At 42.4% G+C, this 23623-nt stretch carries 15 protein-coding genes; 12 read left to right on the top strand and 3 right to left on the bottom strand.

Features of this window, described 5'->3' with window-relative positions; translation table 11 throughout:
* Position 1 precedes the first annotated feature (1 nt).
* On the bottom strand, positions 2–1570 hold the full coding sequence (locus RDN93_RS08220) for a DUF4832 domain-containing protein (RefSeq protein ID WP_308745057.1): 1569 nt from the start codon (positions 1568–1570) through the stop codon (positions 2–4).
* Positions 1571–1797: 227 nt separating this feature from the next.
* On the opposite strand from RDN93_RS08220, the gene RDN93_RS08215 reads away from it, so the two are divergent.
* Complete coding sequence (locus tag RDN93_RS08215; protein ID WP_308745056.1) at positions 1798–2715, top strand: alkaline phosphatase; 918 nt, start codon at positions 1798–1800, stop codon at positions 2713–2715.
* A gap of 454 nt (positions 2716–3169) precedes the next feature.
* On the opposite strand, the gene RDN93_RS08210 is transcribed toward RDN93_RS08215, so the two are convergent.
* Positions 3170–4006 carry an Rpn family recombination-promoting nuclease/putative transposase gene (locus tag RDN93_RS08210; protein WP_308745055.1) on the bottom strand — a complete coding sequence of 279 codons (837 nt, stop codon included), beginning with the start codon at positions 4004–4006 and terminating at the stop codon, positions 3170–3172.
* 1335 nt (positions 4007–5341) lie between these two features.
* Here RDN93_RS08210 and RDN93_RS08205 point away from each other — a divergent pair.
* From RDN93_RS08205 to RDN93_RS08185, 5 genes are all read left to right on the top strand, one after another.
* On the top strand, positions 5342–8407 hold the full coding sequence (locus tag RDN93_RS08205) for a TonB-dependent receptor (protein WP_308745054.1): 3066 nt from the start codon (positions 5342–5344) through the stop codon (positions 8405–8407).
* A 35-nt stretch (positions 8408–8442) separates the two neighbouring features.
* Positions 8443–10071 carry a RagB/SusD family nutrient uptake outer membrane protein gene (locus RDN93_RS08200; RefSeq protein ID WP_308745053.1) on the top strand — a complete coding sequence of 543 codons (1629 nt, stop codon included), beginning with the start codon at positions 8443–8445 and terminating at the stop codon, positions 10069–10071.
* A gap of 30 nt (positions 10072–10101) precedes the next feature.
* Positions 10102–11670 carry a glycoside hydrolase family 30 beta sandwich domain-containing protein gene (locus tag RDN93_RS08195; RefSeq protein WP_308745052.1) on the top strand — a complete coding sequence of 523 codons (1569 nt, stop codon included), beginning with the start codon at positions 10102–10104 and terminating at the stop codon, positions 11668–11670.
* A 23-nt stretch (positions 11671–11693) separates the two neighbouring features.
* Positions 11694–12875 carry a hypothetical protein gene (locus RDN93_RS08190; protein ID WP_308745051.1) on the top strand — a complete coding sequence of 394 codons (1182 nt, stop codon included), beginning with the start codon at positions 11694–11696 and terminating at the stop codon, positions 12873–12875.
* Between the two features lie 193 nt (positions 12876–13068).
* Positions 13069–14256, top strand: coding sequence for a glycoside hydrolase family 130 protein (locus RDN93_RS08185; protein ID WP_308745050.1), 1188 nt, complete (start codon positions 13069–13071; stop codon positions 14254–14256).
* A gap of 24 nt (positions 14257–14280) precedes the next feature.
* Here RDN93_RS08185 and RDN93_RS08180 read toward each other — a convergent pair whose 3' ends face one another.
* The gene (locus RDN93_RS08180; protein ID WP_308745049.1) at positions 14281–14907 is read right to left on the bottom strand and encodes an AAA family ATPase; all 627 of its coding nucleotides are present in this window, start codon (positions 14905–14907) and stop codon (positions 14281–14283) included.
* Between the two features lie 177 nt (positions 14908–15084).
* Between RDN93_RS08180 and RDN93_RS08175 the strand changes: the two genes are divergently transcribed.
* The 6 genes from RDN93_RS08175 (at position 15085) to coaD (ending at position 23616) form a co-directional block, all read left to right on the top strand.
* The gene (locus tag RDN93_RS08175; RefSeq protein ID WP_308745048.1) at positions 15085–15519 is read left to right on the top strand and encodes a hypothetical protein; all 435 of its coding nucleotides are present in this window, start codon (positions 15085–15087) and stop codon (positions 15517–15519) included.
* A 123-nt stretch (positions 15520–15642) separates the two neighbouring features.
* Positions 15643–17520: a sodium:solute symporter family protein gene (locus RDN93_RS08170; RefSeq protein WP_308745047.1), complete on the top strand. Its 1878-nt coding sequence runs from the start codon at positions 15643–15645 to the stop codon at positions 17518–17520.
* A gap of 45 nt (positions 17521–17565) precedes the next feature.
* On the top strand, positions 17566–20040 hold the full coding sequence (locus RDN93_RS08165) for a PQQ-binding-like beta-propeller repeat protein (RefSeq protein ID WP_308745046.1): 2475 nt from the start codon (positions 17566–17568) through the stop codon (positions 20038–20040).
* A gap of 99 nt (positions 20041–20139) precedes the next feature.
* A complete protein-coding gene (locus RDN93_RS08160; protein WP_308745045.1) occupies positions 20140–21276 on the top strand; it encodes an N-acetyltransferase in 1137 nt (378 codons plus the stop codon).
* Between the two features lie 10 nt (positions 21277–21286).
* Positions 21287–23164, top strand: a complete 1878-nt coding sequence (locus RDN93_RS08155) for a DNA topoisomerase IV subunit B (protein WP_308745044.1) — start codon at positions 21287–21289, stop codon at positions 23162–23164.
* Positions 23161–23616: a pantetheine-phosphate adenylyltransferase gene (gene coaD, locus RDN93_RS08150; RefSeq protein WP_308745043.1), complete on the top strand. Its 456-nt coding sequence runs from the start codon at positions 23161–23163 to the stop codon at positions 23614–23616. Before RDN93_RS08155 ends, coaD begins: the two co-directional genes overlap by 4 nt.
* Positions 23617–23623 lie beyond the last annotated feature (7 nt).

Here is a 23623-nt window from a genome sequence, read left to right as displayed (position 1 = left end):
TTTATTCCACCTCAACAGTCGTCAATATATTGACTCCGTATTTTCCATCTTTAGACACCGCCCAAACCGTATTCCCATTCGCACAACGGATAGCATAACGGGAATTATACTTCAACCTTTCTGAGCCATCCGGTATCCACAGACCCAGTTTGTATTTTCCGGGAACAACCGCCCCCGGCAGTTGAAGGGATAAATCAACAGAATGTGTCAACGGCGTATAAGTCGTATCTCCCGGCTGGAACGGCTGCCAGTCCAACGGGTTGGCTTCGGTCGGGAATTCCGTAACTTCCCCTTTATCGTCAGTCAGCACAAAATAAACCGGGTGCTCTCCAAACACAGTGGCAAAACCTCTGTTTACCAAGTTCAGTTTCAACAGGTTTTCTTTTCCGGTTTGCAACTTATCAGGCAATTGCAGAGATTGCAGTTCGATACGGTAGCCCAAATGGTCACGTATATAATCGAACATAGTACGCTTCACTTTCGTTCCGTCCTGTTTTTGGAAATAACTGTCGGATACAGGCATATGGTGTTGACGAAGAGAATCTTCCGTTATCATTGTTTTCTTCCATACCACCATGGAATATTCGGGCGGGTTATTCTCGTCAAATCTGTTGTTAGGATGTTGTTCCTTATAATTATGGATAACACTCAATGAAGTATAGTGCTGAAGGAATAAACGTCTTGCCGCTTGCAGCCCGTCAATAATCCATCCGGCAGAAGGGCTGTCCGGATCGGCACCTACGCTCCAAAATCCCCAGGGAAGTTCCCCGTCTACTACGAGATAAGGCGATTCTTTCACTATCTGGTCGAACTTGGCAGTTCCTTCGTGCATATCAGCATCCCATCTGTCGGGACGTATCACGATGAAATCATCATGGAACGAAAGTCTTTTATATAGTTCCGGTTTGTCCTTCAGCAGATTCTTAAACTCAGGCAGCCTTACTTGCACGTTTCTCTCTTCGGGAACGACTGAAAGCAATTTCTCCAATACCGCAGCTTTTATCTCTTCAGAGTTCTCCAAACCTTGGATAGAGCTGTGCCACTCGCCCCATGCACCAATCATTCCGGCTTGCATTACCAGAATCAAGTCTTTATTCTTCTCCAGAAAAGGTTTCAACTGGTCCAGATGTTCCAATATCTGTTCTCCGGTAGGACCTGTGGCGGCTCTTCCCATAAAATCCCTTTCGTAGGCAAAACGCAATACGGCTTTCTTTCCCTGCTTCTGCAACTCATCAAAGTACATCTGCATAGTTTGGAAATTCTCTTCAGACAGATTCTCACCTATCAGATAAGTAAGATAAAAATAACTTTGGGAAAGCGAGACACTGTCCGCCATGTACTTCTCCGACAGTTCCACCAGCTCTTTCGTAGGAGTGTTTTTCTCATGCAGCACATCTACCGCTGTTTCCAGGCGGAATCCTCTCCCGGGGTTATAGAGCCCGTTTTCACCGTGCAAGTCATCTACACAGATTCCGCGAAACTCAACAGTCCGCAGGGAGTCAGCACAACCGCTTACCACCAAAGCAAACAAGGCAGCCACTACACCACCATACATCCAATTCTTCTTCATAGTAATATCTTGTTTGCCGGCAAATATATAACAAATCAAGATACGGCAACCCGCCGGAAATCATTTCGCACAGTAAAGTATCAGTTTGGGATAAAAAACGCAAAAGTATTGGTTAATGCTAAGATTGTATTTGTCTCACATTCAAAATAGTCCTATCTTTGTCTGTCGTTAGCTATGACTTCTCATTAAACAACGAATAAAACATTAACCATATAAATAAAAATATCATGAATAGACAAACTCTCTTAACACTACTTACTACATTTGCTTTACTCTTCAGTCTCAGCTTCTCTTGCAATGCCAAAGGAAAAGACAAAGCCAAGCACGTTGTTTTTATCGGATTAGATGGCTGGGGTGCATATAGCCTGCCCAAAGCAGACATGCCTAACGTCAAGAAGCTAATGGAAGACGGCTCTTATACATTAAAAAAACGCTCGGCCCTTCCTTCTTCCAGCGCCATCAACTGGGCATCCATGTTTATGGGAGCCGGGCCGGAACTCCACGGATACACCGAATGGGGCTCTAAAACTCCGGAACTTCCATCACGCGTATTGAACAAGAACGGAATTTTCCCTACTATCTTCCAATTGCTGCGCGATGCCCGCCCGGAAGCAGAAATCGGCTGCCTTTATGAATGGGACGGAATCAAATACCTTGTGGATACCCTTTCTATGAGTTATCATTACCATGTGGCCGATTACAACAAGACTCCCAAAGAATTAGGCAATATGGCATCTACCTATATAAAGGAAAAACACCCGACTCTCGTTGCCATCTGTTACGATAGCCCTGACCATACCGGACACACTGAAGGACATGATACTCCCGCCTATTATGAAAAACTCAAAGAGTTGGATACCTATGTCGGACAAATTGTCCAAGCTGTAAAAGACGCAGGAATCCTTGATGATACTATTTTCATATTAACTTCCGACCACGGCGGTATTAATAAAGGTCATGGCGGCAAAACAATGCAGGAAATGGAAACAGCTTTCATCATCTCCGGCAAGAATATTAAAAAAGGACTTCGTTTTGATGACGTAAGCATGATGCAATATGACGTAGCTTCTACCATAGCATCTATTTTTAATCTTGAGCAACCACAAGTCTGGATAGGCAGACCGATGAAGATGGTTTTCAAATAATCACTTTTTTCTCCACACTCATCTTATTTACTGAAATAAATATAGCAATAATCTTTCAATATATTGAAAGATTATTGCTATTTAGGCTATTACATTATAAAAAATAAATCTTCCAATGTCTTTTTTACTAATAATGAAGACTAAATACTTAATATTCATTAGCGATTAGAGTTTCAATAATCGCTCTAAAATCATCTAAGAATGAGAAAGAGGTACGGCCATTTGGGTATGTCAGCCGTTCATGGGGGCATTGACCTGTCATGGGGAATGTACGCAAACAAATCGTAGGAAGACGGAACTATCACCCCAAAAGAATACTGGGCACTGGCAGACACATGGAATCCCAATCGGTTTAAACCGCGCCAATGGGTGAAAGCCGCAAAGAAAGCGGGATTCAGAGATATTGTACTAAAGAAAATTGATATAAAAGACCGCTTCGTAATAGCTATATTACTTATAAGTTCTCTATCTCCTTTTCTGATAATCCAGTACTTTGCATGATAATTTCGATGGGAACTCCCAGCTTTTTCATGTTACGAGCAACTTCCATGCGACCTTCCAATTTCGCCCCATCCAACACATCATTCTGTATCATGATCGCACTCAAATGTTCATCATAAGCCTGTCGCTCCGCTTTGGACATATTATAATACACCAATTTCTCACGGGCTTCTTTCAACCCCGGTGCTTCTGTATCAGGACGGATACAACCTGTTTTCAGATACTCCACCCATTCTTCCAAAGGAGTGACCGCCACCTTATTAAATTCATTTACCCGAACCAGGAAATACTCGGGAAAGATTTCGGCGGGAAGCTTATGCACCAATGCGTCTTTCTCTTTGGTAGTCACTTCAAGACGGTCATTCGTATGCACTCCGACGAAGTTGTTCTGACCGTGGTATAAGTAGTCATCCCCTTTACCGATATCGAAGTATAAGATACTGATTGAATAAATCTTCTTCACCTCATAATAACGTTCTCCAAGAGAGATATGCTCCGTAATGGCTTTCGCCACTCCATAGAGGATACGCTCCAGGTAGTACAGTTCACGAGTGTTCTGAATCTCAATGATGATAATCTCACCCTTATCGTTTTTGGCTTTGATATCTACACGATTAAACTTATCATCGGCTGTCTGCTGATTACTTTCACTTTCCAGTATTTCGATGATTTTCACCTCTTCACCAAGAAATACCGTGAGAAAACCCTCTAATACACCGAAATTAGCTTTTTGACGAAGCAGTCTCTTGATTGCCCAGTCGAAACGAATATATCTGTCCGCTTGTTCCATACTACTTCCTTTTTCTTTTATTGCTATTTGGTTTTAGCACAAAATTAAGAAAATAAATCGTTCAATGTTTGTTTTAGGATAAATAATTAGGATAAATAACTATGTAGAGGTGAAGTTGTTTAAATCCGTACGGAAATGAGCTAAACGGTACGGAAATGAACTAATCTTAGTTTTTCTAAAATCAGATTGGCAGTATGCAATGATTTAATCCCCGTTATATATAAATTTATTCGTCTGACAGTTGTTGAACTTTCGTCTGACAACTGTTATTCTTCCGTCTGACAACTGTCAGACGAAAAAGCAACAATTGTCAGACGAATAAAATCATGCATCATCAATCATAAATTCATTCAGTATTAACGACAAATTTGCACAAGTTCGAAATTAGTTCATAACCGTACGGAAATGAGCTAAACGGTACGGAAATGAACTAATCTTAGTTTTTCTAAAATCAGATTGGCAGTATGCAATGATTTAATCCCTGTTATATATAAATTTATTCGTCTGACAGTTGTTGAACTTTCGTCTGACAACTGTTATTCTTCCGTCTGACAACTGTCAGACGAAAAAGCAACAATTGTCAGACGAATAAAATCATGCATCATCAATCATAAATTCATTCAGTATTAACGACAAATTTGCACAAGTTCGAAATTAGTTCATAACCGTACGGAAATAAATGAAATGATAATGATGAAAAAGAAGATAGAAATGTAAAAAGCAATATTTATGATAAACAAAGAGTTATTCAAGAAAATGGAAGTAAAAACAGCCTGCTTGAAGTTTGTTTTTTGGGGAAAAATTGCACTTTGGCAATATAATAAATAGCCTATGACATATAACTCTTTTTTACACTACGTTCTATATAAGTTAAACTCATATTTAATACAGAAGACACAGACGTTTTTCTAGTGAGCAGAAAGTATATTATAGGTATTATAAATATTCGATACATAACGGCACACTTTTGATAGTCACACCTACAAACACAGCTATTTAAAGAGATTTAGTATTATATTAAGGAGATTAAAACAACATTTTTATCTATTTTTATGCCTTTTGTTAATTTTGTATTAGTATTTGATAAAATTATATTTGTCCTCCAAAGTAAACCACCCTACCTTTGCTCCCAGAGTTTAACAATATAAAATCATATATGTTATGAAAAACAGATTATTTTACCTTATTGGAGTAGCACACCTATTAAGTTACATAGGTACATTTACTTCTTGTAAAAACAGTGCCGACAACAAACACTTCAAGCAACAACTTACAGATAACGGAACAAGTTATATGCTTAATAGAATAGAGTTTATAAATCTAATGCAATAAATCATGAGTAAAAAAATTCATTTCTTACTTTTCTTCTTTCTCTGCCTGACCAGTATTCCATTGGCAGCCCAGAATATCGAAGTTAAAGGAGTCGTAACAGAAGCTACGACAAACGAACCCTTACCAGGAGTCACAGTAAAAATAAAAAGCAGAGACACTGGTACAGTTACAGATATAGACGGTAAATATACAGTTAAAGCCAATAAGGGTGATGTGCTTGTATTCTCTACAATAGGTATGAAAAGTATAGAGCAGGCAGTATCTTCAAACGCTACAATCAATGTTAGTATGGAAGAAGATAACGTAACTCTTGAACAAGTTGTTGTCATCGGTTATGGTACAGTAAAGAAAAGCCACCTCTCCGGAGCTGTAAGTTCAGTAAGCGCAAAAGAATTGAATGGTGCTGTTGCTACAAATACGGGTACAGCCCTCCAAGGTAAAATTGCCGGTGTATCTGTAGCAAGCACAAGTGGTGATCCGAACGAAGGAATGACTATTAACATCCGCGGTATCAGTTCTCTTTCAAACAATGACCCGCTTTATGTAATTGATGGAGCTTTTGGAGATCTTAGTATGGTAGACCCATCAGATATTGCTTCTATTGAGGTACTGAAAGATGCTGCCGCTGCCGCTATCTATGGTTCTCGTGCTGCCGGTGGTGTAGTATTAGTAACTACAAAAAGCGGCCGCAAGGATATGCCTACCAAACTAGATGTAAGTTTCTTCACAGGTTTTAGCCAGACTCCAAAAACGCTGAATGTATTTAATGGTGAAGAATATAGCCGCTTCGCACGCTACTATAATCTAGCTGCCGATGGTTACAGTTCAGAAACTGGTGCAGTTCCATTTGTTGGTGTCGGTACCGACTGGCAAGATGTAATGTTGCGCACTGCAATGACCTATAAAGCGAACGCTAATATTAGCGGTGGTTCCAAAACAGCTACCTACAGCGCATCTGCAAGCTATTTAAACAAAGAAGGTATTCTTCGCAACACAAGTCACGAATCCTATAATATTCGTTTGAAGAGCGACTTCTCTTTTCTGGACAATCGCCTGATTATCGGTGAATCGCTAATCGTTCGCCTATCCCAAGGTGAAGGAAACATCAACCAGGACACAATGGGCGAAATCCTCCGCTTCCCTGCAGTAGTACCGGTATTCGATCCTACCAATAGTACCGGATGGGGAACCTCTGCAGATATCAATCTCCCTAATCCTTATGCTTATTACAGTACCGTACTCAATACTAACGAAAAGACCCAGATCTTCCTGAATGCATATCTGCAAGCAGAAATTCTGAAAGGTCTGAAATACAAACTGAACCTAGGACTTAGAAAAGACCACAACAAAAGTCGCACATACACAGGTAGCTATGACCTAGGCACTTATGGTAAGAATGAAACTCCTGACCTAAGCGAAGGCTCTTCGGACTACGAATCATGGGTATTGGAGAACACTCTAAATTATGATAAAGTATTCGGCAAACACAATCTCGCGTTAATGGCCGGTTATTCCGCACAGAAAGACAAGAGCTACGGTCTGAACGGAAGCAATACAGACATTCCTGAATTCATTGAAACAATGACGGGCAATGTAAGTACAATGAAAGCCTTTAGCTCAATCAACGAGCTCGCACTGGTTTCTCTCTTCGGACGTGTGATGTATTCTTACGACGATCGCTATCTAGTTTCTGCCTCTATCCGTCGTGACGGTTCCTCACGCTTTAAGAAAGGAAACCGCTTTGGTAGCTTCCCTTCAGCATCTATTGGCTGGAACATCAATCGTGAGAAATTCTTCAAACCGTTGGAGAATATGTTCGACCAGTTTAAACTCCGCTTTAGCTACGGTAAACTGGGTAATCAGCAGATGGACAAATTCTATCCTACCATCAGCGTAGTATCCGACGGAATGAACTACCTACAAGGTAATGGTATCTGGTTTGGTCGCCTACCCAACGTTAATGCAGTATCTCCTGCCGATCTGACTTGGGAAAGCACCGAAACATTCAATGCCGGCCTAGACCTAACTATGCTCAATGGCAAACTGACTCTGACAGCTGATGCTTACATAAAGAACACCAACGATGTGTTGCTCCCAATTCCTTATGCAGCTTCTACCGGTATCAACGGTCTTTCTATCCAGAATGCCGGACAAGTACGCAATAAAGGTTTCGAGTTGGCAGTGAACTGGCGTAGCACAATCGGTAAAGACTTCAACTACTACATCGGTGCAAACTTTACTACCGAAAAAAATGAAGTAACTCAAATTACTGCCGGTGGTGACAATCTAGCTATCTCAGGCTATTCTGCTCACGGTGCAGGCGGACGTGGAATCAACCGATTTGCAGAAGGACACTCCATGTCATTCTTTAATCTGATCGAGTCTGACGGAATCTTCCATAGCCAACAGGAGATTGAAGACTATAAAGATAAAAACGGTAATATGATTCAACCGGGTGCACAAGTAGGTGATGTACGTTACAAAGATTGGAACGGTGACGGTGTGATCAATGAAAACGACCAGCACGACGTAGGCAACCCATTCCCTGATTTCGCTTTTGGCTTACGCCTGGGTGGTGAATGGAAAGGTTTCGACTTCGGTCTGTTCTTCGATGGAGTAGTAGGTAATGACATATATAACTATCAGCGTTACTGTCTCGAATCGGGTAAGTTCAACGGCAATTACAGCACAAGACTGGCTAACTCATGGAGACCGGACAACCCAAATACAGACATCCCTCGTTTCTCCAAAGTAGACGGAGCCGACAACGGACTGGCATATACCGACAGATGGTTGGAAGACGGGTCTTACTTCCGCCTGAAAACACTCGATATTGGTTATACTCTTCCTAAATCAATGTTGAAGAAGATTAAGTTGGAAAATGTGAGAATCTACACATCCATGGAGAACCTTTTCACGCTGACAAAGTATTCCGGTTATTCTCCTGACCTCGGCGAAAGCGGCAGTGTAGACATCGGAGCAGGCTACAGCGTATTCTCAAGAGGTATCGACCAAGGACGTTATCCGTTACCACGTACTATCTCATTCGGTATTCAGGTAAGTTTATAATACTAAGATTATACACACTAATTGAATTTTACAACATGAAAAAAAATTGGTTATCATATATAGGTATGGCAGTTCTTCTTTCCGGAGCTCTGACATCATGTAGCGAATCATTTTTAGATTTATCAGACCGCAATCACTTTACAGAAGAAAACTTCTGGAAAAATAAAACTGATGCAGAGAGTGGTTTGGCAGCCGCTTATTCACCCATAAAATACCAGATGTACGGTTATTACGGTGCATTCGACGGCTGGCTAAACTTGAACAGCCGTGGTGACGATATCTTCACTATTTTGAATGAAGAGGCATCCATGTGGGCTATTGCCACTTTCCAAAACTCTACCACCACTGGCAATGATCCTTATGGAGCACTCTATACTGGCATTCAACGTGCAAACATCGTATTGAAAAACATTGATTTGGTTCCGGCAAGCGGTATTAGCGAAGAAGACCGTTCTATGATCAAAGGAGAAGCACTTTTCCTCAGAGGTCTTCAGTACTTCTTACTGGTACATAACTACAGAGAAGTTCCCCTGCGCCTGATTCCTTCTAACGAAGATGAAACTAATAAACCGGCAGCCACAGAAGCACAACTGTGGAAACAAGCAGAAGATGATTTGATTGCTGCCATTAGCTGCAATTTACCTATCACACGAAATGGAGAACAGAAAGGACGCATCGAGAAAGGTGCAGCTATTGCCATGCTTTCCAAGGTATATCTATATCAAAAAAAATATACCGAAGCCAAAACACAATTGCAACTTCTAATGAATGCTCCTTACTATCCGGGACGCTATCAATTGATGGAAAACTTTGCCGAGAATTTTACTCCAGCGAAAGAAAACAACGAAGAGTCTGTATTCGAGCTACAATATAGCAGTGATGGTGAACTGACTTGGGGTAACGAAAGCGGAATCAACCTCGGTAGTTCCCTTCCTCAGTTCCTCGGTCCGGTGGGCGGTGGCGGTTGGGCAAAGCTAATGCCTTCCAGCTTTGCCGTTGGACAGTTTGTAAAAGAAGAACGTCCTGCTAAATCAGACACAAAGTATGACAAACGCATGTATGCCAGCTTATTCTTCAATCCTGAAGCTTTGGGCGATGTGGTGAAGAATGAAAAATGGTATGGTGGCAACCGTTCAATGGAACAACTCTGGGAAAGCAACAGTGGAAAAATGGCGGGTGGTGCCCCAACCTTCAGCTTGGGAGACGGTAAATTCCTTCTGAAAAAATACACTGCTTACTTCGCCAATGACGGCAATGCAGACAACATGGGACACAAAGAAGGTAAGTCAAATAACGTTCGCGCCATGCGTTTTGCAGAAGTACTGTTAATGTATGCCGAAGTCTGTGCCCAAACTAATGATCTGAATGGAGCAAATACAGCATTAAAAGCCATTCGTCAGAGAGCCGGACTGGCAGATAAGACTTTCACCGCAGCTAACGTGATGGATGAGATTGAACATCAGTGTCTGCTTGAGTTCTTCGGAGAAGGGCATCGCTTTGATGATATGAAACGTTGGTATACCACCAGCGAAATCAAAACAATCTTCAAAGCAAATGACAAGCAGGGAGCTGACAATTTTCAGGAGAAATATAAATATTATCCAATTCCTTCAGGCGAGTTGAATAACAACAACGCAATGAAGCAAACCGAATTGTGGAAATAATGCATTAAAACCAATTATAGAATAACAATTATGAAAAAGATATATTCATTATTATTTGTAACTCTTTTCCTCTTTCTAGGATATTCCTGTGATGACGGAAGTTTAGACCACAGTGATGTTTTTATTCCAGACCCTGTACCGGAAAACTTAGAGGACGATGGATTTGTATCCGAACCATCAACAACCGCTGTGATAAAGATGAAAATTGGAGAAGAAAACAAGCATCAACTTATCGAAGGCTTCGGCTGCGCTTTCTGCGGATGGTCACACCGCATCTGGAATACTGTGGAACGTGAAAAAGTGGTAGAAGACCTCTTCAGCAAATCCGGTTTAGGACTGAATATCTTCCGTGGTGAGATATTCCCTTCTTACTGCAATCCAGCAACAAAGGAAATAGAGTTCAAGATGGACCGTAACTTTATGTTACCTCCCGATGAACCCTCTATGATTAATAACTATTGGCGCGTCTACAATGGTGAAGAATGTGGAGAACAGACTCAGTTGGGACAGATGTGGCTGGTAGATCTTATAAGTAGGAAATACAAACATGTTAATTACTTTTTCTCTGTTTGGTGTCCTCCCATTATATGGAAAAATAAGGTCCAATTGAATGGTGGAGCGATGAAACCAGAATACTACCCGGAATATGCAAAATATCTAATCGATTTCGTAGAGGCATACGAGAAAAAATTCGGCATTGATATTTTCGCACTATCCGGATGGAATGAACCGGATTTTCTAGCAAGTATGGGAGGATGGGCTAGCTGTTCTTGGACAGTAGACCAGATGGCCGATTTAGTACTCAACCATCTTCGCCCGGAAATGATCAAAAGAGGATATGGTGACATGAGACTTATGTATGCAGAAAATGCACAGTGGAAATGGGCGGTTACACATGTTAATGAGAGTCTTAAGAAATATCCACAATTAGCAGATCAAAATATAATGATGGCTGGTCATGGATATTCTACAAGTGATGAAAATTTAGTTCCTTTTGAAGAAGCTGTGAAGCGCAATATTCAAATCTGGCAGACAGAAGTTAGTGATGATAAGGATCGTAAAGAAACATGGCCCGACGCAATGAAATGGGCAAAAACATTCCACTATTACTTAACAAAAGCCAATGTTAGCGGTTTTGTATGGTGGGCAGGTGCACGTCCATGTAGCACAACAGGAGAAAACCTAATCCAATTGAAAGAATCATTGCCTAGCACAGAATTCTACAGAGTACCTCGTTACTACTCTTACGGACAATATACTAAATTTATAGATCAAGGTGCTGTACGCGTAGATGTAGAAAAGATTCCATCTGAAACAGATAAGTTCCCGGAAGAGTTATATGCTTCTGCCTATATTAAAGACAATACTTACACCCTTGTACTCGTTAATTCTTCTCAAACTGAATCATTCAGTACTTTGTTGGAAATCGATGGAGTAGAATTCCAGAACATGAGAACGTACACATCCAGTGAAAATGTGAAGTGGCTACATAAAAAGATCAATCCATCATTGAATGGTCTGCGTTCTATTACCGTGCCTAAATACAGTGTAGTAACTGTGACCGGTAAAATGAAAAGTAAAAGTAACGGAACCGAATAACGAACCATAATTTAAAGAATATCATGAAAAGAAATTTATTATATTTAGCAGGAATCGCGCTTTTTGCAACCGGGTTATTCTCCGGTTGCAATGAAGACGCACCAAGTTATGCAAATCTAGCTGTAGATGCAGAAGCCCTAGCAATCAATCTGGATGAAGCAGCCGAAGGAAGTTTCCGAATTGTTGATGGCAACGGTGGCTATAAAGTGACTAGTTCGGATACAAAAGTAGCGACAGCCGCTATATCAGGCGATGAAGTAATCGTAACCGGCCTACAATATGGTACTGCAATAGTAACGGTTACCGACTGGGCCAAAAAGTCAGCAAATATAAAAGTAGTTGTAGATCAGGAGTTAGACCTTGTAATGAAAACAGTTGCTACTACCATGTTCCCTAGAGAATCTAAAACTCTTGAAGTGTATACTGGCAATCGTGGTTATAGCATTACTTCCTCCAGCGAAGCTGTAGCAACTGCAAAAATTAGTGAGGATGGCAAAGTAGATATTACCAGTATTGCTCCAGGTACTGCCACATTGACCGTAAAGGATAAACGCAACAAAACAGCTGAAATTACAGTGAAAGTAATTAAGAAACTAGTAGTAGATAATAGTGAAGATATTACTTATCTAATAACTGATAAACCTGTCACGATCAAAATTCTGGATGGAAACGGTGATTATACTTGTAGTCTCCCCAACTACTCCTCATCTTATATCAAATGCACGGTAGGAGAAAATGGAACAGAAGTTATTATTGAAGGACTGAAAAGAAACTATTTCAATAAAGCAATCACCATCAAGGACAAAGAAGGGCAGTCTATTGATATTCATATCAAGACTATTGACGAACCTTATTTAGAAAATCCAAGCTATCGTTACTTAATAGCCGGTTCTTTTGCTTACCAGAGTCTTTCTACATCAAAAGTTGGTGAAGCTATTTATTCTAAAGAACTTAATATTTCACTATTAACAATAAAAGGTACAGGAAGTTATGCTGCCGGATTTGCAGTTCAATTTACCGGTAACCTTGAAGAAGGAGCAAAAACCAACGCTGTACTTTATAAAGTTGCTAAAAATGCAATAGATAAAAATGTTGCCTACCCAATAGAAGACTGTAAAATAGATAAAATAAAAGACGGCTGGTATTGGGTTAGCTTCTTGGAACCTGGTTACACCGTTCGTTCTTATTTTATCACTAAGCAATAATTTATAAACTTGACATATCCGTTTAAAAGTACCCCCATACTTTTAAAATGATAAAACATAAAAAGAAACTGTCTGTACAACACAGTATACATTTCATGTCTATCTGCATTGTGAACAGTTTCTTTTTAGTCTTGTCAAGAAGATACAAGAGAAATAGACAGCAAATCTTTATCTCTTAATATGTTGAATAGATATGAATAGATACAATAATAGACTTCATATTCTAAAAAAAGAACATGAGTCACTTATCTCACGTAAAAACAAGATAATATTTTCCCCAAATGGAATATTCGAGCGTTATAAATATCCTATCTTGACAGTTGATCACACTCCTTTGGAGTGGCGTTACGACCTGAATCCGGAAACGAATCCATGGCTTATGGAACGGATTGGCGTCAATGCCGCCATGAACTCGGGAGCTATCAAATGGAACGGAAAGTACCTGATGGTAGTCCGCGTGGAAGGAAATGATCGTAAATCATTCTTTGCCATCGCTGAAAGTCCGAATGGCGTAGACAATTTCCGTTTTTGGGAATACCCGATACATCTGCCGGATACAGACCCGTCGGAAACAAATGTCTACGACATGCGCCTGACGGCTCACGAAGACGGTTGGATTTACGGTATCTTCTGTAGCGAAAGCCTTGACCCGAACGCTGCGCCGGGCGACTTATCTTCCGCCATAGCGAAAGCAGGTATCGTCCGCACCAGAGACTTGAAGAATTGGGAACGCCTGCCGAACCTGATTTCCAAAAGCCAGCAACGCAATGTCGTTCTGCATCCGGAATTTGTTAACGGTAAATACGCTTTGTACACCCGCCCGCAAGACAGTTTTATTGATGCCGGAAACGGCGGAGGTATCGGCTGGGCACTAATAGATGATATGACTCACGCTGAAGTAAAAGAAGAGATTATCATCAACCACCGTTACTATCACACTATAAAAGAGGTGAAGAATGGTGAGGGTCCCCATCCTATCAAAACCCCCAAAGGATGGTTGCATCTCGCCCACGGTGTACGGGCTTGCGCTGCCGGGCTGCGTTATGTACTCTATCTGTATATGACGTCTCTGGAAGATCCGACAAAGATAATCGCCGAGCCGGGTGGATACTTGCTAGCTCCGGTAGATGAAGAAAGAATAGGTGATGTATCCAATGTACTCTTCTCCAACGGATGGATTGCGGATGAGGACGGAACGGTATATATCTATTATGCGTCTTCGGATACCCGCATGCACGTAGCAACTTCCACCGTAGACAGACTGATAGATTATTGTCTTCACACACCGGCAGACGGTTTACGCTCTGCTGCTTCTGTAGAAAACATTTGCAAACTCATAGAAGCTAACAAATATGCAATGGCAGAACAGGTTTGTTTTTAAGGTAACGCGAGTTAGATATAGGTCTTAGAATAATAGTAACTGCCCGTCATTGACAAATTCCACGTCAATGGCGGGCTTTTTTATTGAGCTGACACAAACCTTAAAAGGCAAACTAGCAAGATAAGGAAGTCCGCCATACCGATAGAAACGACTAAATGCTTCAACTGAGTCTTCTAGTTTATGGAACTCTAAAAATTCTGCGTACGTCAAACCATATACTTTAAACTCAATATACCTACCACTCAGAAAAGTAGCCAATTCTCCCGAAAGCATAGTGGCATTGCTCCCAGTACAATAAATATCATAGGTATTCTCTGCAAAGAAATGTCTCAAAGCCTTTTCGAAATCTTCAATATCCTGTATCTCATCAATAAACAGATAACATTTATCATCCATATTTTTTCTTGTGGCAGACACATAATTGATCAAATCAACATATGTTTTAATCTGATCAAATTCGAATAATTCTTTATTGATATAAATGATATCCGCCTTTGGAAATTCACTCTGAATCTCATCCATCAACTGAAACAGCAAATAGCTCTTTCCTACACGCCTTTGTCCAACAATAACTTTTATCATCTGCGTGTTGACAAAAGGTCTTATACGTTGAATATACAATTCTCTTTTATAATACTCCAGCTTTCTCATTTTATTTCTTATAAGTAATAGAATGAACAAATATAGCTATTTTATTTCTTATACGAAACAGAAAACAATATTAAATAAACATCGACTAAGAATAGCTTAGATCTTCAATCTTAATCAGCAAAAAGACTAGCTACATCTGGCTCACGGAGTCCGTTCTGCTGCTTCTGTGGAAAGTATTTGCAAGCTCGTAGAGACAAACAAAGTCGTTATGACATCAAGGGAAAAGAAACCTTTTCCAGAACAAGTAAGTTCTACATTAATGATCTTGCTTATAAAAATTATCTCTATCCTGGTTATGGTTACGGCTTTGGCTACCAGATAGAAAACGCAGTTTACTTGGATTTACTCCGTATGGGATATAAAGTTTATACAAGCAATACCAAAGGCAAAGAAATTGACTTCGCTACTCAAAAAACAGGAGAAACCGTTTATATACAGTGCTCTTATATAATGGCAGATCAAAGTACCATAGAACGGGAGTTCTCGCCATTAGAGAGCATAAATGATAACCTTCCAAAGCTGGTGGTCTCAATTGACGATATGGTTTTACCTTCGCACAATGGCATAAAACATATACAGGCAGGGAATCTAAGGAATGAATTAATATCATAAGGAATAAGAAGCATTTATTGTTTAGTATCAGAATGTGCTAAAATAATACTTGTTTGCCCAACTCTTTCTCCCTACCTTTGCAGCAAAGAACATACAATATATAAATCGACTTAAAACAATAGTATGAAATTACACACTGCCGACCTTCTTATCATATGCGCCTATCTTATCGCAATGATTGTCATCGGACTTATCCTTAAAAAACGTGCTGCCCAAAATATGGATTCCTATTTCTTAGGAGGAAAATCATTACCGTTCTATATGCTGGGATTGTCCAACGCCTCCGGAATGTTCGATATTACGGGCACAATGCTAATGGTATATTGGGCATTCGCCTATGGCTTCAAAAGTCTTTGGATTCCCTGGCTATGGCCGGTATTCAACCAGATATTCCTCATGGTTTACTTATCCGTGTGGCTGCGCCGTTCCAACGTGCTCACCGGTGCCGAATGGATTAAAACCCGTTTCGGAAAAGGAAAAGGTTCAACGCTTTCACATACGATTGTGATCGTATTCGCGTTACTCAGCGTACTCGGTTTTTTAAGTTATGGATTCATAGGTATTGGTAAATTTATGGAGATATTCATCCCTTGGGAAGTGGTATCTCCATTTATTCCTTTCAATGTTCCTGCTGAATATGTCCCTCATGTATACGGTATTTTCTTTACCACAATCGCGACTTTCTATGTGATGCTCGGCGGAATGTTGAGTATCGTATGGACGGATGTCGTTCAGTTCCTGATTATGACGGTAGCAGGTATCGTTATTGTTGTCATCGGCATGCAGATGGTAGCACCGGATATGATTCACTCATTTGTTCCCGTCGGCTGGGATTCACCTTTCTTCGGGTGGACGCTCGATATTGACTGGAGCAGCCGGATGAATCTTCTTACCGAGCGAATGGCTAACGAACCTTACAGCCTGATTAGCATTTTCGTCATGATGGCGTTACTGAAAGGAATCTTTATGAGTATGGCAGGCCCCGCTCCCAACTATGATATGCAGAAGATTCTGTCCTGCAAATCTCCGAAAGAAGCGGCTATGATGAGCGGTTCCGTATCCGTGGTATTATTAATCCCCCGCTACCTGATGATTATGGGATTCGCATTGCTGGCTATCTACTTCTTCAAAGAGGATGGCGGAATGGCACAAATGGAAGTTACACGGACGGATTTTGAGACGATTCTTCCCCATTTGATTACCCGTTATGTGCCTGCCGGACTGGCAGGGCTATTGCTGGCAGGGCTATTGGCTGCATTTATGTCTACTTTCGCTTCTACGGTGAATGCAGCTCCCGCATATATCGTGAATGACATTTATCTGAAATATATCAACCCGAAAGCAAGCGTAAAAACGCAAATCCGCAGCAGTTATGTTATTTCTGTTGCAGTGGTAGTAGTCAGCACCGTCATCGGATTCTTCCTGAAAGATATCAATGAAATCTTCCAATGGATTGTAGGCGCACTCTTCGGTGGATATATCGCAGCCAACGTACTGAAATGGCACTGGTGGCGCTTCAATGGTGAAGGCTATTTCTGGGGAATGACAGCCGGAGTATTGGCGGCAATCGTTATGAAATTTACTGTCCCTGATGCATGGGTACTGTATTTCTTCCCCGTTCTGTTTGGCGTTTCCCTGATAGGATGTATCGCCGGAACTTACAGCGCTCCCCCGACTGATGAAGAGACACTTATCAACTTCTATACCCGTGTACGCCCCTGGGGATGGTGGAAGCCGGTTGAAAAAAAAGCGTTGGCCCGTTATCCCCACATCCGGCCAAACAGAAACTTCAAAAGAGACGCTTTCAACGTGGCAATCGGTATCGTTTGGCAATGTACGCTTACCATCATTCCGATGTACCTCGTTGTCCGCGAACAACTGGGACTGTGGAGTTCCATCGCTCTGCTTCTGGTCACCACACTCATATTAAGAAAGACGTGGTACAAACCTTTATGCAAAGAAGAAGCACGCTACAATGAAGAAATGAAACAACTGAAATAAAAAAGGAATAATTAGCTTAACACACTAAAAACCGGAGAACTGACCATGAAAAGATTATCTGTCATACTAATCTCATTTTTACTATATCTGCCACTAAGCGCTCAATTCAAAGGAACAGTCTATGTCGACACCGACCAATCGGGCATATTTAACAAAGGCGACAAGCCGCTGGCGGGCGTTATGGTAACCGACGGATTGAACGTAGTAAAGACAGATAAGAAGGGTCGGTTCTCTTTACCCGGATTCGAAAAGACACGGTTCATCACTATTACAACTCCTGCGGGATATAAAACACAGCAATTCTATCTTTCTACCAAAGAAAATAGAAAAAGCTACGATTTCCTGCTATCGGAGAGCGAACAGACTAAATCGAAAGAGCACTCTTTCGTCCAAATCACCGACACCGAAGTGACCGGTGGGATGGGACGTTGGGTGACAGACCTGAAACATTACATCAACAACGAGAAACCGGCCTTCCTGATTCATACCGGTGACATCTGTTACGAACCGGGGCTCACAATGCACAACCAAGTGGTCAATTCACAAACGATGGATTGCCCCGTTTATTATTGTATCGGCAATCACGACCTGGTGAAAGGCAAATATGGCGAAGAACTCTACGAATCTCTCTACGGACCGACATGGTATTCATTCGACATCGGCAATATCCATTATGTAGTCACCCCCATCAGCCACGGAGACAATCCGACTGATTATACACTGAAAGACGTATATAACTGGCTGAAAAATGACCTCGCACTGATGAAGAAAGGGCAAGCACTGATTCTTTTCAATCATGACCTATTCACCGCAAGTGACACTTTCGTATTCAAAGCCGACAATGAACATATACTCGACCTGCGTGCTTTCAATACAAAAGCGCAAATATACGGGCATATGCACTACAACTACGTCCGCAATCAGAATGGAATTTACACAATCTGCACCGGAACGTTAGACAAAGGCGGCATTGACCACTCACCCTCTTCTTTCCGTGATATTAAGGTAGATGCCAATAATAACATCAGTACAGAATTGAGATACGCTTTCATCGAACCGCAAATAGCCATCGTCTCTCCAATGAACAACCAGACTACTGCTACTGCTTCTGCAGACGAAAACCTGCTTCTTGTTTCCGTCAACACATATCACTCGCAAGCGAAAACATCACGTGTTTCTTATATCCTGAGCGATGCGGAGAATAATCAGGAAATAGCCAAAGGTAATCTTACCTCTCTCACTGACTGGAATTGGAGTGAAAACATCCAAATGCCAGTGAATGAAAATGGAAAGAAACTGAATCTTACAGTAACCTCATTCTTCAACGACGGAAAGAAAGCGACTGCTACCAGCCAATTCACTTATCAAAAAGATTTCAACCCGCCTACTATTCCGGGCAAAGACTGGAACACCCTACTTCAAAACGCAGCGCACTCCGGAGGCATCAACGGTTCTCAAATCAAGCTCCCTCTGCAACTGCAATGGACAGCCAACACTGGCAGCAACATCTTTATGACTTCTCCCATTATCGCCGGACAAAGGATATTCATCGCTACCACCGATGATAATGTGTCACTGAACACTTCTATCTGCGCATTTGATTTCAGCTCCGGCAAACCGTTATGGAAGTTCCGCACGGTAAACTCCATAAAAAATACAATTGCCTATGAGAATGGAGTTGTAATAGCCCAGGACGCTTCTTGCAATCTATATGCTTTAGACGCAGAATCAGGAAAGTTACTTTGGAAACAATATATCAATCTTGACAGTTACCCCTATCTGACTGAAGGAGTGACCATAGATAAAGGTGTAGTCTATGCCGGAATCGGTACCGGACTATCTGCCTATGACTTAAAAACAGGACAAACAATATGGACTAACAAAGACTGGAAACAGCGGGAAGGCTCTACTACAACACTGACCGTTGCCGGAGATGTATTAGTCAGCGGAACCCAATGGGGAGGATTATACGGCAACGACATCTGCACTGGGAAACTACTTTGGAAACTCTCCGGCAACGGACTCGGCAACCGGGGAGCATCTCCGGTCTATAAAGACGGAACATTGTGGATTATCTCTTCCAAAAGCTTCTTCACCATAGAACCGAAAACCGGAAAAGTACTCCAACAAAAAGAGCTATCGGCCAACCTGGACGTTACATCCACCCCGCTCGTCACCGAACAGGAAATTATCTTCGGCACAGCCGACCGTGGAGTTTTCGCACTGGACAAATCTACACTTTTCAATAAATGGAAAGTAGAGACATCACCTTCACTTGTGTATACCGCCCCTTATTCCAGCACCCCCCAAGCCGGAGTGGAAACAAGCCCCGTAGCGTCACAGGGAATCGTCTATCTCGGAGCTTCCGACGGTTATCTATATGCCATCGACCAGGCAACGGGAATCATAAAAGATAAATATAATCTCGGAGCCCCCGTATTCTCGACCATAGCCGTATCCGGCAACCGGATGGTTGTTTGCGACTTTGCAGGGAATGTCTATTGTTTCTCTTCAAAGTAAACCCACTCTTCAATTCATCATATACAGTTTTTGCCACCCTCTGCGTTGTAATTTGAAGATTATCACGTATCTTTGTTCCCTCAATCATAAATACGAGATATGGCTATTACAATCAAGAAAGTCACCACAAAGAGTGAGCTGAAGAAATTTATCCGTTTCAATTACAGGATGTATAAGGACAACCCTTATTCCGTGCCCGACCTCTATGACGATATGCTCAATACGTTCAATAAAAAGAAGAATGCGGCATTCGAGTTCTGTGAAGCAGATTATTTCCTGGCATACCGGGACGATAAAATCGTAGGGCGCGTAGCCGCTATCATCAACAACCGTGCAAATGAGAAATGGGGCTGCAAGAATGTCCGTTTCGGATGGATAGATTTCATTGACGACCCCGAAGTCTCTTCCGCACTCATCAAGACCGTAGAAGACTGGGGAAAGGAACGGGGCATGACGCACATTGCCGGGCCTCTCGGATTTACCGATTTCGATGCGGAAGGAATGCTTATCGAAGGATTCGACCAACTCAGCACCATGGCTACCATCTACAACTACCCCTACTATCCGGTACACATGGAGAAACTCGGCTTTGAAAAAGACGCCGACTGGGTAGAATACCAAATCTACATTCCCGATGCCATCCCCGACAAACACAAGCGCATTTCCGAACTGATTCAACGGAAATATAATCTCAAGATAAAAAAATACACTTCCGGAAGGAAAATAGCCAAAGACTACGGACAGAAGATTTTCGAGCTGATGAACGAAGCATACAGCCCGCTCTACGGCTATTCTCCACTGACACAGCGACAGATTAACCAGTACGTGAAAATGTACCTGCCCATCCTCGACTTGCGTATGGTGACCCTTATCACCGATGCCAACGACGAGTTGGTCTGCGTAGGCATCTCCATGCCCTCACTGGCCGAAGCCCTGCAAAAGTCGCACGGACGCCTGCTGCCCCTCGGATGGTTCTACCTGTTGAAAGCATTATTCATGAAACGCCGTGCCAAAATGCTTGATTTACTACTTGTTGCAGTGAAACCGGAATATCAGAACAAAGGTGTTAACGCTTTGTTATTTTCCGATTTAATTCCAGTTTATCAAAAATTAGGTTTTATCTTTGCGGAAAGCAACCCCGAACTGGAACTGAACGGAAAGGTTCAGGCACAATGGGATTACTTTGAGACTCAACAACATAAGCGCCGCCGTGCGTTCATCAAAGAGATAAAATAAAAAAACAGCTATGGAAGAGAACGAATTGATACCTGTAGACAACAACAATGCAGTAGAGTACACTGACGACAACATCCGCCACCTGAGCGACATGGAACATGTGCGCACACGCCCCGGTATGTATATCGGTAGGCTGGGCGACGGTGCACATGCCGAAGACGGAATCTATGTCCTCCTGAAAGAAGTAATTGACAACAGTATTGACGAGTTCAAAATGCAAGCCGGTAAGAAAATCGAGATTACCGTGGAAGAAAACCTTCGTGTCAGTGTCCGCGACTACGGGCGAGGCATTCCGCAAGGAAAACTGATTGAAGCCGTCAGCATGCTGAATACAGGTGGCAAGTACGACAGCAAAGCATTCAAGAAAAGTGTCGGACTGAACGGTGTCGGTGTGAAAGCCGTCAACGCACTGAGCTCCCGTTTCGAGGTACGCAGTTATCGCGACGGCAAAGTACGTATGGCCACCTTCTCCAAAGGAACCCTGCTGACTGACGACACCCAAGACACTGAAGAAGAAAACGGAACATATATCTTCTTCGAACCGGACAACACATTATTCCTGAATTACAGTTTCAAGCCCGAATTTATCGAGACGATGCTACGTAACTATACGTATCTCAACACAGGGCTTGCCATTATCTATAACGGACACCGCATCCTGTCGCGCAACGGTCTCGTCGACCTTCTGAACGACAACATGACGGCCACCGGACTTTATCCGATTATCCACCTGAAAGGGGAAGACATCGAAATAGCCTTCACCCATACCGGACAATACGGAGAAGAGTATTACTCCTTCGTCAACGGCCAGCACACCACGCAAGGCGGTACACACCAAAGTGCTTTCAAGGAGCATATCGCCCGTACCATCAAGGAGTTCTTCAACAAGAACATGGACTACACCGATATCCGTAACGGACTGGTTGCCGCCATTGCCGTCAACGTGGAAGAGCCTATTTTCGAAAGCCAGACCAAGACCAAACTAGGTTCCACCAATATGGTTCCCGGTGGTGTGACGGTCAACAAATACGTAGGCGACTTCATCAAACAGGAAGTAGACAACTTCCTCCACAAGCACGCAGACGTAGCCGAAGCAATCCAACAAAAGATACAGGAATCGGAAAAGGAACGCAAGGCCATCGCAGGCGTGACGAAACTTGCCCGCGAGCGTGCCAAGAAGGCGAACCTGCACAACCGTAAACTGCGCGACTGCCGCATCCACCTCAACGACCCGAAGGGAAAAGGGCTGGAAGAAGACTCCTGCATCTTTATCACCGAGGGAGACTCCGCCAGTGGTTCCATCACCAAAAGCCGTGATGTCAACACCCAGGCAGTATTCAGCCTTCGTGGTAAGCCGCTGAACTCTTTCGGCCTGACAAAGAAAGTGGTTTACGAAAATGAAGAGTTCAACCTGCTCCAGGCGGCTCTCAACATAGAGGACGGAATAGAGGGGTTGCGCTACAACAAAGTCATCGTAGCCACCGATGCCGATGTGGACGGCATGCACATCCGCCTGCTGCTGATTACTTTCTTCCTGCAATTCTTCCCCGACCTTATCAAGAAGGGGCATGTATATATCCTGCAAACTCCCTTGTTCCGCGTGCGCAACAAGAAAAAAACAAGCTATTGTTACAGCGAAGAAGAGCGCATCAACGCCATCAACGAATTAGGCCCGAATCCCGAAATCACCCGATTCAAAGGATTGGGAGAAATTTCGCCGGACGAGTTCAAGCACTTTATCGGCAAGGATATGCGCCTGGAACAAGTGACACTGCGCAAGACAGACGCAGTAAAAGAGCTTCTTGAGTTCTACATGGGCAAGAATACTATGGAACGGCAGAACTTTATTATAGACAACTTGGTTATAGAAGAAGACTTGGCATCATGAGAAGAGCAATATTCCCGGGTACTTTCGACCCCTTCACCATCGGACATTATTCGGTAGTGGAACGTGCACTTACCTTTATGGACGAGATTGTGATAGGAATCGGTATCAACGAGAACAAAAATACGTATTTCCCCATCGAGAAAAGGGAAGAAATGATTCGGGAACTTTATAAAGACGAACCTCGCATCACAGTGATGTCCTATGACTGTCTGACAATTGACTTTGCACAGGAAGTAGGAGCACAGTTCATCGTCCGCGGCATCCGTACCGTGAAAGATTTCGAGTACGAAGAGACGATTGCGGATATCAACCGCAAGCTGGCAGGCATTGAAACGATCCTGCTCTTCACGGAACCCGAACTGACCTGCGTCAGCTCCACCATCGTACGCGAGTTATTGACCTATAATAAAGATATCAGCCAGTTTATTCCCAAAGGAATGAGGATAAGCTGAGAATGGA

This window comes from uncultured Bacteroides sp. (assembly GCF_902491285.1).
Classification (GTDB): domain Bacteria; phylum Bacteroidota; class Bacteroidia; order Bacteroidales; family Bacteroidaceae; genus Bacteroides.
Note: the sequence above shows the minus strand (reverse complement) of the source record. Positions and strands in the feature narration are given on the sequence as shown.